Origin of the sequence: Brevibacterium litoralis (assembly GCF_040212315.1) — a bacterium.
Taxonomy (GTDB): domain Bacteria; phylum Actinomycetota; class Actinomycetes; order Actinomycetales; family Brevibacteriaceae; genus Brevibacterium; species Brevibacterium litoralis.
The window spans coordinates 26,351-41,888 of sequence record NZ_JBDIUY010000004.1; the positions used below are offsets into that span (position 1 = coordinate 26,351).

At 70.5% G+C, this 15,538-nt stretch carries 16 protein-coding genes and 1 pseudogene; 14 read left to right on the forward strand and 3 right to left on the reverse strand.

The genetic code is table 11. From position 1 onward, the window contains the following. The first annotated feature begins 50 nt into the window (after positions 1 to 50). The 11 genes and pseudogenes from AAD496_RS00585 to AAD496_RS00635 all read left to right on the forward strand — a co-directional run bounded on the left by AAD496_RS00585 (position 51) and on the right by AAD496_RS00635 (position 9,408). A complete protein-coding gene (locus tag AAD496_RS00585) occupies positions 51 to 1,580 on the forward strand; it encodes a hypothetical protein (RefSeq protein ID WP_349826681.1) in 1,530 nt (509 codons plus the stop codon). Between the two features lie 54 nt (positions 1,581 to 1,634). Further along, positions 1,635 to 1,925: a 30S ribosomal protein S6 gene (gene rpsF, locus AAD496_RS00590; RefSeq protein WP_349826682.1), complete on the forward strand. Its 291-nt coding sequence runs from the start codon at positions 1,635 to 1,637 to the stop codon at positions 1,923 to 1,925. A 35-nt stretch (positions 1,926 to 1,960) separates the two neighbouring features. After that, positions 1,961 to 2,638 carry a single-stranded DNA-binding protein gene (locus AAD496_RS00595; protein ID WP_349826683.1) on the forward strand — a complete coding sequence of 226 codons (678 nt, stop codon included), beginning with the start codon at positions 1,961 to 1,963 and terminating at the stop codon, positions 2,636 to 2,638. Between the two features lie 35 nt (positions 2,639 to 2,673). Next, entirely contained in the window at positions 2,674 to 2,913 is a 240-nt protein-coding gene (gene rpsR / locus AAD496_RS00600; protein WP_349826684.1) for a 30S ribosomal protein S18, read from the forward strand. 21 nt (positions 2,914 to 2,934) lie between these two features. Further along, positions 2,935 to 3,393, forward strand: a complete 459-nt coding sequence (gene rplI, locus AAD496_RS00605) for a 50S ribosomal protein L9 (RefSeq protein WP_349826685.1) — start codon at positions 2,935 to 2,937, stop codon at positions 3,391 to 3,393. Between the two features lie 131 nt (positions 3,394 to 3,524). Then, complete coding sequence (locus AAD496_RS00610) at positions 3,525 to 4,877, forward strand: DUF445 domain-containing protein (protein ID WP_349826686.1); 1,353 nt, start codon at positions 3,525 to 3,527, stop codon at positions 4,875 to 4,877. A 270-nt stretch (positions 4,878 to 5,147) separates the two neighbouring features. Then, positions 5,148 to 5,573 (forward strand): DUF779 domain-containing protein, encoded by a 426-nt coding sequence (locus tag AAD496_RS00615; protein WP_349826822.1) that lies wholly within the window; start codon positions 5,148 to 5,150, stop codon positions 5,571 to 5,573. Further along, positions 5,573 to 7,027 carry a transcriptional regulator gene (locus AAD496_RS00620; protein ID WP_349826687.1) on the forward strand — a complete coding sequence of 485 codons (1,455 nt, stop codon included), beginning with the start codon at positions 5,573 to 5,575 and terminating at the stop codon, positions 7,025 to 7,027. Before AAD496_RS00615 ends, AAD496_RS00620 begins: the two co-directional genes overlap by 1 nt. A 128-nt stretch (positions 7,028 to 7,155) precedes the next feature. Further along, positions 7,156 to 8,676: pseudogene (adh, locus tag AAD496_RS00625) on the forward strand (aldehyde dehydrogenase); the annotation flags it as partial. 308 nt (positions 8,677 to 8,984) lie between these two features. Beyond that, complete coding sequence (locus AAD496_RS00630) at positions 8,985 to 9,182, forward strand: hypothetical protein (protein WP_349826688.1); 198 nt, start codon at positions 8,985 to 8,987, stop codon at positions 9,180 to 9,182. Between the two features lie 37 nt (positions 9,183 to 9,219). Beyond that, the gene (locus AAD496_RS00635; RefSeq protein WP_349826689.1) at positions 9,220 to 9,408 is read left to right on the forward strand and encodes a hypothetical protein; all 189 of its coding nucleotides are present in this window, start codon (positions 9,220 to 9,222) and stop codon (positions 9,406 to 9,408) included. Positions 9,409 to 9,426: 18 nt separating this feature from the next. Here AAD496_RS00635 and AAD496_RS00640 read toward each other — a convergent pair whose 3' ends face one another. Next, entirely contained in the window at positions 9,427 to 10,158 is a 732-nt protein-coding gene (locus AAD496_RS00640) for a phosphoadenylyl-sulfate reductase (RefSeq protein ID WP_349826690.1), read from the reverse strand. Between the two features lie 161 nt (positions 10,159 to 10,319). Here AAD496_RS00640 and dnaB point away from each other — a divergent pair, with 161 nt between their 5' ends. Together dnaB and AAD496_RS00650 are read left to right on the forward strand one after the other, a co-directional pair. Beyond that, entirely contained in the window at positions 10,320 to 11,669 is a 1,350-nt protein-coding gene (gene dnaB / locus AAD496_RS00645; RefSeq protein ID WP_349826691.1) for a replicative DNA helicase, read from the forward strand. Between the two features lie 103 nt (positions 11,670 to 11,772). Then, a complete protein-coding gene (locus AAD496_RS00650) occupies positions 11,773 to 12,207 on the forward strand; it encodes a nuclear transport factor 2 family protein (RefSeq protein WP_349826692.1) in 435 nt (144 codons plus the stop codon). A gap of 149 nt (positions 12,208 to 12,356) precedes the next feature. On the opposite strand, the gene AAD496_RS00655 is transcribed toward AAD496_RS00650, so the two are convergent. Together AAD496_RS00655 and AAD496_RS00660 are read right to left on the reverse strand one after the other, a co-directional pair. After that, on the reverse strand, positions 12,357 to 12,719 hold the full coding sequence (locus tag AAD496_RS00655; RefSeq protein ID WP_349826693.1) for a DUF202 domain-containing protein: 363 nt from the start codon (positions 12,717 to 12,719) through the stop codon (positions 12,357 to 12,359). A gap of 24 nt (positions 12,720 to 12,743) precedes the next feature. Further along, positions 12,744 to 13,208, reverse strand: a complete 465-nt coding sequence (locus AAD496_RS00660; RefSeq protein ID WP_349826694.1) for a YidH family protein — start codon at positions 13,206 to 13,208, stop codon at positions 12,744 to 12,746. A gap of 112 nt (positions 13,209 to 13,320) precedes the next feature. Here AAD496_RS00660 and AAD496_RS00665 point away from each other — a divergent pair, with 112 nt between their 5' ends. Beyond that, entirely contained in the window at positions 13,321 to 15,537 is a 2,217-nt protein-coding gene (locus AAD496_RS00665; protein WP_349826695.1) for an FAD/NAD(P)-binding protein, read from the forward strand. The last annotated feature ends 1 nt before the right edge of the window (position 15,538 follow it).

A 15,538-nucleotide genomic window follows, 5' to 3' on the forward strand; every position in this document is an offset into this window, starting at 1 on the left:
CGCCCCGGACACCGAGAATCGCGTCCGAGGCGGGCGTTAGTGTGTCGACCATGACCAGGACGCCGCCGCCCGTCTCACCGCTCGACCTCGCGGAGCCCCTCCTCGGAGGGCCCGCCGGGATGTACCGCGGCGCCCCGGACCCACGGTTCCGCAGGCGCGCCACGATGGCGGTGTTCGGCCTGTTGGGACTGTCGGTCCTCGGCGGGATCCTGCTCCAGGCGCCCTGTTTCTCCTCCGGCTGGGACCTCCCGTACGCCTCGTACCACCAGTGCGCCTCGCCGATGGCGAACGCGCTCGGGGGCGGTGCCTTCCCCGTGTCCGGTGGGCGGGCCGCCGGCGACCTCGGCGGGTTCTCCCTCGTCACCTCGTGGCTCGTGGCGCTCGCGGGCCTCGTGTCCGGGTCCGCCACCGCCGCGGGCACCGACGTCGCGGCGGCCATGGGCCTCCTGCTCCTGTTCTCGGTGCTCGGCGCCGTGCTCTCCGGCATCGCCCTCGTCCTGCTCGCGGGGGCCCGCAGTTGGCTGCCGGTCGCGTTCCTGTCCCCGGTGGTGGCGCTGTCCCTGGGGCAGAACGTGGATTCCCTCGGGGTGGCGGCCCTCCTCTGGGCTCTCGTCCTGCTCGCACCGGAGGTCCTGGGCCGGCGGGTCCTGCCCGGGCGACCGGAGCCCGTGGACCCGGGCCGACCCCGAGACGTCGGACGCCTGTCGCTCGCCGCGGTCCTCCTCGTCCTCGCCTGCTTCTCCCATCCCGTGGCGCTCGTCGTGCTCGGGGTCGTCGCGGTGATGTTCGTGCAGGCGGGGCAGGCCGGACGCCTCCCGGTGCTCGCGGGGGTCGCGGCGATCGCGACCGGTGTCCTCGTACTGGCGGACGGTCGGACGATCATCCGCCTGCGGACCTGGTGGGCCGATCTCGTCGACCGCGGTTCGATCGCCTCGGTGCTCTCCATGCGGGAAGGCGCCGATCCGGGACCGTGGGGGCCGGTGCTCCTGGCCGTCGGAGTCGTGCTCGTCCTCCTGTGCCTGCTCGGTCTCCTGGTCCGCGCCCGGCCGGGACGGGTGCGGGGTCGACCACTCGGACCGGTGGGTGACGATCACCGCACCCGCGGTCCGATCGATCCGTGGACCGCCTGCACCGTGCTCATGGGCATCATCCTGCTGTTCCTGCCCGCGCTCCCGGTGACCGCCGCGCTGTGGCTCCTGCCCTTCGCGACCCTGGCGGTCCACCGTCTGTGGGTGCACGTGCCGTGGATGCTCGCGGAGACGGCCCTCGTCATCGCGGTGAACCTCTCCGACGTCATGGCCTTCGACGAGGCGAAGGGGCTGTCCGACAAGTGGCTCGTGTTCCTCACGCTGCTGCGCTGGATCGTGCTCTGTGGCGTGGTCGTCGCAGCGTTGTTCTCCCGCCCCGACCGGCGGTCGGTGGTCGAGGTGGGGTCCGTGGCGGAGCCGGCGGCCACGGACTCCGCGGACGTGGCGGGCGCCTCAGCGGCGGGTCTGGCGAACGGGGGAGCGGGGGACTATGATGGTGCAGTCTGTGCCGAACCCTCGGAATCGCCGGGGGCCGGTCGGACGGATGCATAACCCTCCTGCTACGGAGAGACCGTAGCCGCTGAGACCACAGGAGGTGGGTCACCAATGCGTCATTACGAGCTCATGCTCATCCTGGACCCGGAACTCGACGAGCGTTCGCTGGGTACCACTGTCGATAATCTGCTGAAGGTCGTCCCGGCCGACAAGGGCACCGTGGACAACGTGGACATCTGGGGTCGTCGCCGCTTCGCGTACGAGATCCAGAAGAACGCCGAGGGCTACTACGTCGTCGTCGACTTCCACGCCACGCCGGCGACCACCAAGGAACTCGAGCGTCAGCTGGGCATCAACGAGTCCGTGCTGCGCACCAAGATCCTTCGCCCGGACGCGAAGTGATCCACTGACCGTACTGCGTACGAAGAGGAGTCACCATGGCAGGCGAGACCATCATCACCGTCGTCGGCAACATCACCGCCGACCCGGAACTGCGGTTCACCCCGAACGGTGCCGCCGTCGCCAACTTCACGGTGGCGTCGACCCCACGGCAGTTCGACCGTCAGACCCAGGAGTTCAAGGACGGGGAGACCCTGTTCCTGCGCTGCAACGCCTGGCGTGAGATGGCCGAGAACGTCGCGGAGTCCCTCCAGCGCGGTATGCGAGTGATCGTCCAGGGACGTCTGAAGTCCCGCACCTTCGACACCAAGGAGGGCGAACGCCGCACGGTGTTCGAACTCGACGTCGACGACATCGGGCCCAGCCTGCGTCGCGCGACCGCCAACGTCACCAAGAACCAGCGCGGTGACTTCGGCGGCCAGGGCGGCCAGCAGGGCGGCGGGTACAACCGTGGAGGCGGCCAGCAGGGCGGCTTCGGCGGCGGTGCTCCGGCCGGTGCCCCGGCGGGTGGTCAGCAGGGCGGCAACCCCGGCGGCGGATGGGGACAGAACCCCAATGCCGGCGGTGGCAACTTCGGAGGCGGACAGCCCCAGCAGGGTGGCGGCGGCTTCGGCCAGCAGCCCCCGCAGCAGGAGTCCGATCCCTGGGCAGCGTCCTCCCCGCAGGGCGGTGGCGGCGGTTGGGGCAACCCGACCGACGACGAGCCCCCGTTCTGACGGAACCCCAGCACTTTTTCTGACAGGAGAATCCCATGGCAAAGCCGGAGATCCGGAAGCCCATCAAGAAGAAGGCGAACCCGCTCAAGCCGGGCGACATCGCCAAGATCAACTACAAGGACACCGCTTCGCTGCGGAAGTTCATCTCGGACCGTGGCAAGATCCGTGCTCGCCGCGTCACCGGTGTGACCGTCCAGGAACAGCGCCGCATCGCCAAGGCCGTCAAGAACGCCCGCGAGATGGCACTGCTCCCCTACTCGAGCTCGTCTCGCTGATCGGAAGGGGACCACTACACCATGGCTACCAAGAAGATCATCCTCAACCAGGAAGTCGACGGACTCGGTGCTGCCGGTGACGTCGTCGAGGTGAAGGCCGGTTACGCCCGTAACCTCCTCCTCCCCCGCGGCTGGGCCTCGGCCTGGACCAAGGGTGCGGAGAAGCAGATCGCCGAGATCAAGAAGGCCCGCCAGGCCAAGCAGATCGCCGATCACGACCAGGCCGTCGCGCTCAAGGAGAAGCTCGAGTCGACGACCGCGCGCATCGAGATGAAGGCCGGCAAGAACGGCCGTCTGTTCGGCGCCGTGACCCCGGCCCTCGTGGCCGAGGCCCTCACGACCTCCGTCGAGCAGGACTTCGACCGCCGTCAGGTGGCGCTGTCCACCCACGTGAAGGCCCCCGGCACCTACACCGCCACGGTCCGCGTGCACGACGAGATCACCGCGAACGCCAAGTTCCAGGTCATCGGCAAGGCCTGATCCCTCCCGGATCACCGGCCGCGCCCGGATCTCACCGACCCCCGACACCGCCCGCCGGTGTCGGGGGCCGCGTGCATTCACCGGTGAAACCCCCGGGGCTCTGCACATGAACCCTTGGCAGAATGGCGACCATGAGTGATTCCGTGGTGCCGCAGACGGCCGGTCCCGCCACCCCACCCGCGTCCCCCGCCCCGGCGGCACCCGCTGCCCCCACCCGGCCCGCGGCGGCACCCGGACCAGGGGACGCGGAACGCGCCCGGGGACTGCGCCGCATGCGCCTGGTCGCCACCGGCCTGCTCGGTCTGGCGGCGCTCGTCTTCTTCACCCTCCACGTCCTCACGGACATGACGGGCGTCTGGGGGTTCCTCGGCGCGGCGGCCGAGGCGGCGATGATCGGCGCGATGGCCGACTGGTTCGCCGTCACCGCACTGTTCCGTCACCCCCTGGGGATCCCGATCCCACACACCGCGATCATCCCGCGCAAGAAGGACGCCTTGGGCGCCAGCCTGTCCGGGTTCGTCGCCGCCAACTTCCTCAAGGCACACACCGTGGCCCCCAAGATCCTGCGGGCCGGCATCACCCGGCGGGGTGGGCTGTGGCTGGCCCGGGAGAAGAACCAGGACGCCCTCGTCGCGCGGGCCGGACAGGGCTTGGAGTACGTGCTCGCCCGGGTCGACTCCGATACGGTCGAAGGCCTGGCCCGCAACGTCCTCGTGCCCAAGCTCGTGGACACCCGCAAGTCGCCCGTACTCGGCAGGCTGCTGCACGAGATCGTCGACGAGGGTGCACACCACCGCCTCGTCGACCTGATCCTCGGCGAGGCGTACACGTGGTTGGCCCAGAACCCGCAGGTCATCGAGGACCTCGTCCGGTCGAAGAAGCCCGACTGGATGCCCAGCTTCCTCGGGGCGCCCGTCGCCGGTCGCCTGCAGCGGGAGGTCCTCACCTGGGTCGCCGAGGTGCACAACCGCCGCGACCACCCCGCCCGGGTCGCCCTCGACACCTGGCTCGTCGAACTCTCCGCGGACCTGCGCGACGAGTCGACCGACATCCACGCTCGGGCCGAGCAGGTGCTCGACGAACTCCTCCAGCAGGAAGGGGTCGTCCACGCGGTCCTCGACCTGTGGGCCTCCCTCGAGCGCCTGCTGCGCTCGGCGGTGCTCGACACCGAGGGCGAGGTGCACGCCCGGATCCGGTCGATGCTCGACGAACTCGCCCGGCGGGCCACCGAGGACACCGAGTTCCAAGCGATGCTCGATGCGAAGGTCGCGACCGTGGCCGGGGACCTGGTCGAGTCGTTCGGCCACGAGTTCGCCGGGGTCATCTCCGACACGATCGCCGGCTGGGACGCCGAGGAGGCGAGTGAGCGGATCGAACTCTACGTCGGCCGCGACCTCCAGTACATCCGCATCAACGGCACCGTCGTCGGGGCCCTCGTCGGCATGGTCATCCACGCGATCACGCTCGTCATCCCGGGAGGCTGAGCCCGCCGATGCATGCCGTCGCCCGACGCCGCCCTGAGTTCTACTCCGCCCGATCCCCGGCACCCCACCGCTGAGCCGGGAGGGCAGGGTCGTCCGGAGGGCAGGGTCGTCCGGACGGCAGGGCGCCTCGGCGGCGGGAGGGGTGAGAACCCTGTGCACGTCGCCGGGCCCCTTGTCGGGGTGCCGGTGGGCGGTTATCGTCGGAGGACCCGATTCGCACGTCGCTACAAGGGAGTGGAGACCGTGACGAACACACTCGACGAATCAGTCATGCCCGCGTCGGTCCTCGACGCTCGGCCGGAGATCCCCGGGGAGACCTACCCCCGGGTGTCGATGACCGCGCCCGCCCTCGAGCTGCTCACCGGCCTGCGGCGGTTCCACGGACCGCTCATGTTCCACCAGTCCGGTGGGTGCTGTGACGGGTCCTCGCCCATGTGCTACCCGGCCGGGGAGTTCCGGACCGGGGACTCCGACGTCCTGCTCGGCACCTTCGAGTTGCCGGAGGACCCCGAAGGCACCGCCGGGGAGACCGCCGCGGACCGCGAGATCGCCTTCTGGATGAGCCGCGAACAGTTCGAGTACTGGAAGCACACCCACCTCACGCTCGACGTCGTCGACGGCCGCGGGTCCGGCTTCTCGGTCGAGGCGCCGGAGGGCAAACGGTTCCTCATCCGGTCCCGCCTCGTGGAGTCCTGATGCCGCACGCGTCCCCGTGGCCGGTCCCCAGCGCGGACGAGTACCAGCGCGCCGTCCTCCGTGCCCGCTCGGACCTGCACACCCACGTGCACATCGCCGCCGAGACGCCCCGCCCCACGGACACCCGTACCCTCACCGTCCGCCCCGACGTGTGGGCCTCCTGGCGGCGGAGCCTGGAGAGTCTGCGCACGGACCCGGCCGGGCCCCGGGCCCCCGAGGACGTCCTCGACGAGGACTCCCTGCGCGACGCCCGGCTCTCGCACGCCTTCCACCAGGTTCTGCCCCTGCTGCGCACCCGCCTGGTCGAACCGGCCTCCGACGCGGGTCTGCTCGTCGCACTCGGTGACGCCCGCGGCCGCCTGCTGTGGGTCGAGGGGACCGTCCCCGTCCGCTCCCGGGCGGAGTCCATGGGGTTCCTGCCCGGCGCCGACTGGTCGGAGGCCTCGATGGGCACCTCCGCGCCGGCGCTCGCGCTCGCCACCAGGCGTTCCACCCAGGTCGTCGGGGCCGAACACTTCGCCGAGGCGGTCCACCCCTGGAGCTGCAGCGCCGTCCCCGTGACGGACCCCTTCACGGGGAGCACCCTCGGGGTCATCGACATCACCGGTGGCACCGACGCCGTGGCACCCCTCGTCCTCCCGCTGCTGGAGTCGACGGCCCGGGAGGTCCACGACGAACTCCGTCGCCTGGCCGGTGACCGGGTCCCGGGACCGGGGCCCCGTGCCGTCCACGTCGGTGGGATCGGTGACCGGACGGGGGAGGACGGGCGGCACCCGGCCCAGGGCGCCTCGGCGGCGGACGACCGGGCACCCACGGACCGGTTGCGTCGGGGATCCAATCAGGGCGCCTCGGCGGCGTGGTTGGCGGTGACGGGGCGCAGGCACCCGGCGCTCGTGCACGGCGGGGGTCGGTCGGAGCTCAGCGGCCGGCACGCGGAGTTGCTGGTGCTCCTGCAGGAGCACCCGAGCGGGGTGAGCGCCGCGGAACTCGCCGAGGACCTGCACGGCACGGCCGGTGCCGACGGGACGGTGCGCGCGGAGCTCGTGCGGCTGCGGAAGGCGCTCGTCGGTGCGGGCGGCCAGGACGGGGCGTCCGTCGCCCTCGCGTCCCGGCCCTACCGCCTGGAGGGGCACCTGGACGGAGACGTCCACGCGGTGCGCCGGGCGCTCGCGGCCGGGGACGTCGCGGCGGTCCTCGACGTGTACGTCGGTCACGTGTTGCCCGACTCCGAGGCGCCCGGGATCGTCCGTCTGCGGGACCGGCTCCACGCGCACGTGCGGGAGGTCGTGCTCGACCACGGCACCTGGGAGCAGATGTGGGCCTTCGCGCAGTTGCCGGAGGCCGGCGAGGACGAGCGGATGCTCCACGAGGTGCTCCGAGCGGCCCCCTGCGACTCCCCGGTCCGTGCCGAGGTGGTCCTGCGCCTCGAGGCACTGGAGGAGAACGCGGCCTGAGGGGCGGGGCCGTGGTGACCGACGTCGCCCGCGCCCCGGCATCCCACCGGCTGCAAAGCGACTGCAACGGTGGGCGGGCCAGGTTCCTGAGCACGCACCGTCGACAAGGGTGTCGACGGGGAGGAACCATGCCTGTATTCGCACAGCCGGGGACCGAGGGGTCGCTCCACACCTATGCCGACCGGTACGACAACTTCATCGGTGGCGAGTGGACCAAGCCGGTCAAGGGCCAGTACTTCGCCAATCCCACGCCGGTGACGGGCCAGACCTTCACGGAGGTGGCCCGCGGGACCGGGGAGGACATCGAACTCGCACTCGACGCGGCGCACGCGGCCGCACCGGCCTGGGGGAAGACCTCGCCGGCGGAGCGCGCGGGGATCCTCAATGCGATCGCCGACCGGATGCAGCAGAATCTCGAGAAGCTCGCCGTCGTGGAGAGCTGGGAGAACGGCAAGCCGATCCGGGAGTGCCTGGCCGCGGACATCCCGCTGGCCATCGACCACTTCCGGTACTACGCCGGGGCCATCCGGGCGCAGGAGGGCCGTCTCTCGCAGATCGACGAGGACACCGTCGCGTACCACTACCACGAGCCGCTCGGCGTGGTCGGACAGATCATCCCGTGGAACTTCCCCATCCTCATGGCCGTCTGGAAGCTCGCCCCGGCGCTCGCTGCCGGCAACGCCGTCGTGCTCAAGCCCGCCGAGCAGACGCCCTCGTCGATCCTCGTGCTCGTCGAGCTCATCGGCGACCTGCTGCCGCCCGGTGTCCTCAACATCGTCAACGGGTTCGGGTTGGAGGCGGGCAAGCCGCTGGCCTCGAACAAGCGGATCCGGAAGATCGCGTTCACCGGTGAGACGACGACGGGGCGCCTGATCATGCAGTACGCCTCGGAGAACCTCATCCCGATCACGCTCGAGCTCGGCGGCAAGAGCCCCAACATCTTCTTCGAGGACGTGATGGCCGCGGACGACGCCTTCCGGGACAAGGCGGAGGAGGGCTTCACGCTCTTCGCGCTCAACAAGGGTGAGGTCTGCACCTGCCCGTCGCGTGCACTCGTGCAGGAGTCGATCGCCGACGAGTTCCTGGAGCGCGTGGTCGCCCGGACGAACGCGATCGTCCAGGGCAATCCGCTCGACACCGACACCCAGGTGGGCGCGCAGGCCTCGAACGACCAGTTCGAGAAGATCATGTCCTACCTGGACATCGGCAAGCAGGAGGGGGCCCAGGTCCTCACCGGCGGTGCCGCGGCCGAGATGTCCGGTGACCTGGCCGGCGGCTACTACGTGCAGCCGACGATCTTCAAGGGCGACAACTCGATGCGGATCTTCCAGGAGGAGATCTTCGGCCCCGTCGTCGCGGTCACGACCTTCAGCGACTACGCCGACGCGATGACGACCGCCAACGACACCCTCTACGGCCTCGGCGCCGGTGTGTGGAGCCGCAACGGCAACGTCGCCTACCGGGCGGGCCGCGACATCCAGGCCGGCCGCGTGTGGGTGAACAACTACCACGCCTACCCGGCGCACGCGGCCTTCGGTGGCTACAAGTCCTCGGGCATCGGGCGCGAGACCCACCTCATGATGCTCGACCACTACCAGCAGACCAAGAACCTGCTCGTCTCCTACGCGGAGGACAAGCTGGGCTTCTTCTGGGCCTCTGGTCCGATCGCCGCCGAGGCGCCCTGGTCCGAACCCCGACGCAGAGGGTTCGTCGGTGCCCGGCGTGCGCACGCGAGGCGCCCTCCCGCGGGTTTTCGTACCCGCGGGAGGGCACCTCGGCGGTTTGCTGTCGGGAGGTCGGAGGTCCCGGAGAGACCCGACCAGATGTCAAGCAGAAGTCCGACCAGATGTTAAGTAGGCGGTGTTTCCCCTGGTGAGAGTGGATTCCATCGAGTCATGGCGAGGCGTACCGTGGAAGGTCCCAGGAACGCTTTCGACGTGTGAGGAGGCGAGCCATCATGATGGACAGACCACGCGGCAAGGACTCGTTCTCGATCCCCTACCGGATCGCCCACGGGATCAAGTACGCACTGCTGACGGTGACGGGTCCGTCCAACTATCCCGCGGCGGTCGACCCGCGCAAGCAGAGCAAGCGCGAGTACGAACGCCGCAAGTCTCTGTACGAACGCTGGCACGCACAGCGCAGCCCGGCCTGACAACGCAGCCCGGCCCGAGGTCGGGCATACTGGGGGCATGAAGAAACCCCGCGGCAAGGACTCGTTCTCGATGCTCTACCGAATCGGTCACAAGGTCGAACTCGTCCTGTTGAGCGTCATGGGCCCGTCCACGTACCCGGCGGCCACCGATCCCCGGGAACGCAGCAAGCGGGAGTACGCACGTCGCAAGGAACTCCACGAGGCCTGGAAGGCGCAGCAGGAGTAGGTCCGGAAGTAGCGGGCTTCAGCTCGCGGCTTCGCTCGGGGCGCTGTCGAGGTGGAGGCCGCACTCGGTCTTGCCGAACCCGGCCCAGCGGCCCGCGCGGGGGTCCTCACCCGGTTTCACCTTCCGGGTGCACGGTGCACAGCCGATGGACGGGTATCCCTGGTCGAGCAGCGGGTTGAGGACGACGTCGTGCTCCTCGATGTACGCGTCGACCTCGGCCTGTGTCCAGTTGGCCAGGGGGTTCACCTTCACCATGCCCCGGTTCTCGTCCCATTCGACGACCCGGGTGTGGGCGCGTGCCGCACTCTCGTCGCGCCGGATGCCGGACATCCATGCGTCGTAGGGCTCCAGGCCCTTCTGCAGGGGTTCGACCTTGCGCTTCCAGCAGCAGAAGTCCGGATCGCGGTCGTGCAGCTTGGCTCCGAATTCCGCGTCCTGCTCCCGGACGGACTGTTCGGGCTGCAGGACCGTGAGGTCGATCCGATAGCGGTCCTCGACCTCCTGACGCGTGGCCAGGGTCTCGGGGAAGTGGTACCCGGTGTCGAGGAAGACGACGTCGATACCCGGCTTCACCCGGCTGGCCACGTCGATGAGCACCGCATCGGCCATCGAGGAGGTGAGGCACAGGCGGTCCCCGAAGGTCTCGACGGCCCAGGAGAGGACCTCGTCGGGACCGGACCCGTCGAGCATGTCCCCGGCCCTCTCGGCGAGGTCGGAGAACTTCTTCCAGTGGCGGATGTCGACGGTCATCACTCCACGGTAACCCGGGACACCCGGGCCCGGACCGCCCGGAACGCCACGGGAAGCCGACGAACAGGTGAACTGTCGGTGGGCAACCGGGTGCGGGGGGCGCCTCGGGAGCGCCCAGTCGACGGTTCGGGGTGGCTGTCCATCGAAAGTAGACTTGTCGGGTGAGTGAATCGAACGACTGGGAGCGTGCAGAAGGCGGCCTGCGGACACCCCCGCAGAACATCGACGCGGAGATCAGCGTGCTGGGAAGCATGCTCATGTCCAAGGACGCGATCGCCGACGTCGTCGAGAACCTCAAGGGCGAGGACTTCTACAAGCCCGCCCACGAGACCGTCTACGACGCGATCCTCGACCTCTACGCCCGCGGTGAACCCGTCGACGCGGTCACTCTCGCGGACGACCTGAAGAAGAAGGGCGACCTGTCGCGAGTGGGCGGCGCGCCCTACCTGTACACGCTCATCACGTCCGTGCCGACGGCGGCGAACGCGCCCTACTACGCGAACATCGTGCGCGAGTCGGCGGTCCTGCGGAAGCTCGTCGAGGCGGGCACCCGGATCGTCCAGATGGGCTTCGACGGCGACGGTGACACCGACGAGGTCGTCAACCGCGCGCAGGCGGAGATCTACTCGGTCACCGAGCGGCGCTCGGCCGAGGACTACGTGCACATCGGCGAGATCCTCGAGGAGGTCGCCGAGGAGATCGAACGGTTCGGCGAGGTCGGCGACGACACCGCCGGCGTGCCCACCGGGTTCTCCGAGTTCGACGAGCTCACCAACGGCCTGCACGGCGGCCAGATGATCGTCATCGCGGCCCGTCCCGGTATGGGCAAGTCGACCCTCGCGCTCGACTTCGCCCGTTCCGCGGCGATCGGCCACAAGCAGACCTCCGCGGTGTTCTCGCTGGAGATGAGCAAGAACGAGCTCGTCATGCGTCTGCTCTCCGCGGAGTCCTCGATCCCGCTGCAGAACCTGCGCCGCGGTGACCTGAGCCCGCAGGACTGGACGACGCTCGCCTCGACGATGGCCCGGATCAACGAGGCACCGATGTTCATCGACGACTCGCCGAACATGGCGCTCACCGAGATCCGTGCGAAGGCCCGTCGCCTCAAGCAGCAGCACGATCTCAAGCTCATCGTCGTCGACTACCTGCAGCTCATGACCTCCGGCAAGCGTGTCGAGTCGCGGCAGCAGGAGGTCTCGGAGTTCTCCCGCTCGCTCAAGCTGTTGGCCAAGGAACTCGACGTGCCCGTCATCGCGCTCTCGCAGCTCAACCGGTCGTCCGAGCAGCGCACCGACAAGCGCCCCATGGTCTCCGACCTCCGTGAGTCCGGCTCGATCGAGCAGGACGCCGACATGGTCCTCCTCATCCACCGCGACGACATGTACGACAAGGAGTCGCCGAACGCCGGTGAGGCGGACATCATCATCGCCAAGCACCGTGCCGGCCCCACCGGGGACATCACCGTGGCCTTCCAGGGCGCCCGGTCGCGGTTCGTCGACATGCCGCAGTGACGGACGTGTGCGCGGTCCCACGCCACCGAGGCGCCCGCTAGGCTCGGGTCACGTGCACCGGTGACGACGGGGTCACCGGGCCATCGAGGACCAGGAGATCCCCATGACCACCGAATCCACCGGCGCCGAGTCCACCACTGCCGACCTGCAGGCCCGGGCGGCCATCGAGAACCTCGTGGCCGAGTACGCCCACGGGGTCGACACCCGCGACGCGGACCGCTTCGCCGCGGTCTGGCACACCGACGCCACCTGGCACTTCAACGGGAAGACGCTGCAGGGCACCGAGGCGTTCCTGGCCAGCGCGGCGGCGCTGTGGGAGACGTTCCCCCAGATGTCCCACCTGTTCGGCAGTGTGTCGATCACCGTGGACGGGGACACCGCCACCGGGGAGAGCCTGGCCTATGCGAATCTCGTCGACGGCGAGGGGACGACCCGGATGGCCGTCGCCCGGTACGTCGACCGGTACACCCGGGTCGACGGGCAGTGGCGGATCGCCGAGCGCACGACGACGACCTCGAAGCCCGTCACCCTGGGCTGAACCACGCCGAATTCCGCCCCACCCCCGGCACCCCACCGGCTGAGTGGCACCCCGGCCCACTCCGCCCCGATATCGTTCACGACCCCCGATACGTCGGCACATATCGGGGGTCGTCGAACATATCGGGGCGGTGGGTGCCGGGGCTGGTCTCAGCCGGCGAGGACGAGCACGAGCCCACCGGCACCGAGGAACAGGGCCGCACCGGCGAGGGTGAACACGCTCGTGGGGTCCGCGCTCGTCCGCTCGCCCAGGATGCCCGAGACCGAGCGGGAGTGCCGCCGCGACTGCGAGACGAGGATGAACGCGGAGGCGAGCAGGCACACCTCGAACAACAGGAGCGTCTTGGCGCCGTGCAGGTGCATCCATCGGACCGCGAGTGCCGCGGTCACGAGGAGCGCGAGCTCGGTCCGGACCCACGACAGCGTGGTGCGCTCCGGTTGCAGCCCGGTGTCGCCGTGCACCGTGGGCCGCGGCGTCCGTCTGCTGCGGCCGCGCCTGCCACGCGGGGTCATAGCAGCGTCCTCACCACGGAGCCCTCACCGCAGTCCGATGACGACGACGAGTGCGCCGGCCGCCACCGCTGAGATGATGCTGATGAACGGGACGATGAGCGGGAGCGGCAGCGCCTTGCGGTGACGCATGGCCCTCTCGATGCGCAGCCACCGGACGGCGGATCCGGCGGCCAGGGCCATCCCGAGGAGCAGGAGGAGGATCGACAGCCCCTTGCGGATGAGGTCGGTGAAGAGGTCCATGGTGAACGCCTCGACGGCGATGCCCCCGGCCATGAGGGCCAGGGCCGTGCGGATCCAGGCGAGGAAGGTGCGTTCGTTCGCGAGCGTGAAGCGGGGGTCGGGCTCGGCCCCGGTTGGCAGGAGTACCCGGGCCAGGCGGTCGCGGTCGTCCCGGAGCGCCTCGGCGGAGGTCTCCTTCTCCCCGGGCGGGGAGGAAGGGCTGGTGTCGGGCGCCTCCGCGGTCTCCGGTGCGTCCTCGCTGCGCGTCATGTGACCACGGTAGCCCGGGGGCGCCTGTGCCGACGAGTAGTCTGGGCGCACGGTCCGCGTACCGGATCCCCGTCACCCTCGCAGGCTTCCCCTCGACCCAGGAGCACCACCCGTGAACGACTCGTCCTCGCTGTCCCTCGTCGTCGTCGGGGCGGGACCCCGGGGAGTGGTCCTCGTCGACCGGGTGGGTGCGGCGCTGGAGAAATGGGCCGCCGACCACGCGGACGGCGGCGACCACGGCGGCGCGCTCCCCGACCTCACCCTCCACCTCGTCGAACCGACCGAGATCGGCGCCGGCGCCGTGTGGCTCACCGACCAGACCCGCACCCTGTGCATGAACACCCTCGCCGCGGCCGTCACCCTTTTCACCGAGCCGGGTGCCACGATCACCGCACCCCTGCGCGAGGGCCCCGACATGTACGAGTGGATGCAGATGGTCCTGGAATCCGCCGTGGACCCGGCACATCCACCCCGGCCCGAGGCGCTCGCCGCCATCCCCGCCACCCACCGGGAACCCTTCGCCGAGTTCCCGCCGGACCTGTACGACCTGCGCTGCTTCCTCGGCGAGATGGCCGACCAGCTGCCGCAGTCCCACCCGAGCCGTGCGCTCTACGGCCAATACATCCGCTGGGCGCTGCGCGTCCACATGGGCCACCTGCCGGCGAACACCCGGGTCGTCGTCCACACCGGTGCCGTGCGCTCGATCGAGCGCGGCGAGGACGTTCCGGACCGCCGCTCTCGGGACAGGGTGACCCTCACCGACGGTCGGGTCCTCGAAACCGACGCCACCGTCGTCACCGGCGGGTGGGTCGACCCCGCACCGACCCCGGAGGAACAGTGGCTCGCCGACGCCGTCGCCGCCCACCCCGAGCTCACGTGGATCCCCCCGGCTTCCCCGGTCGAGCAGGACTTCGAGCGCGTCCCCTCAGGTGAGGACGTCATCGTCCGGGGTCTGGGCATGGGGTTCTTCGACGCGATGGCGCTCGTGACGATCGACCGTGGGGGCGTCTTCGAGCCGGACCCCACCACGCGTTCGGGTCTGAAGTACATCGCCTCCGGTCGGGAGCCCCGCCTGCTCGTCAGCTCCCGCCGCGGCTACCCGTTCCTGCCCAAGTCGGACTACGGCGGGCTGCCCCCGGCACCGGTCCTGACCCGGACGAAGGCGGTGATCGCCCGCCTCGACGCCGAGGAGCGCTCCGGCAGTGGTGTTGCGGCAGGGGACGAGCCCACCACCGACCTCGGCCACCGGTACGTCGACTTCGACCGCGAGATCTGGCCGCACGTGCTCGCCGACGCGACCGAGGCGTTCCTCCGCACGCTGGCCCGCACTCGCCCCGAGCTCGTGACCGGCGAGGTCGAGGCCGGTGTCGCCGCCATCGATTCCGCGGTCACCCGGCTCGTGGAGGACCGGTCGATCACGGCCGCGGGCCGTGAATGGGCCCTCATGGCCCGGTCCCTCGCGAGTGTCACCGAGGACCGACCGGAGGCGCGCTTCGACCCGACCTTCCTGCTCGATCCCCAGGCCCGGCACGCCGGGGACGAGAGGTCGTTCACCGCGTGGGTGGCCGACCACCTCGTCGACGACCTCCACCACGTCGACCTCGGCGCCGACAGCGCCTGGCGGGCGGGCCTGTGGGAGATCTCCGCGGCCCGTCGGACCTGCTCGCTCGCCGGCCGCGGCGCCCGCTGGCTGCCGGGCACCACCCGTCGTCTGGCCGACATCAGCGGTATCGGCGGCATGGCGGGATCCGGTCCGCCTGCCTTCCGGACCCGGGAGCTCCTGGCGCTCATCGATGCCGGGCTCGTCGAACTCCTCGGCGGGCACCCGGAACTCGACGTCGAGATCGACGAGGAGGCCGCGGACGGCTCGCCGGCGGAAGGCACCTCGGCGGCGTCCTTCGTGGTCCGTACCGGCGAGGCGAGCGAACCCGCCGACCGCCCCGTATGCCGGGCGCGGACGCTCGTCGACGCGTGGATGCACTTCCCGGACGTGCGCCGCCCGGGCGAGAGCCTGTGGCAGGGACTCGTGGCGGACGGCAGGCTGCGGGCCTACACGCGTCCTGTCCCGGGGCACGGGACGATCACCCTGCCCTCGCCGGACGTCGAGCTCGACACCGGACGGGCGATCGACGCGCACGCGCGGGTGGACCACCGCCTGTTCCTCGTGGGGCTGCCGCTCGTCTCCGTCCAGGGCGACGCGGCGATCAGCCCGATGCCGGGCTCCGACCCGACGATGCTCCGGGAGGCCGACCGCGTGGCGCTCGCCCTCGTCGCGGACCTGCTGGGAGGTCCGGGCGCCTCGGGAGCGGGGGAGGTGATCCGGGGATAGG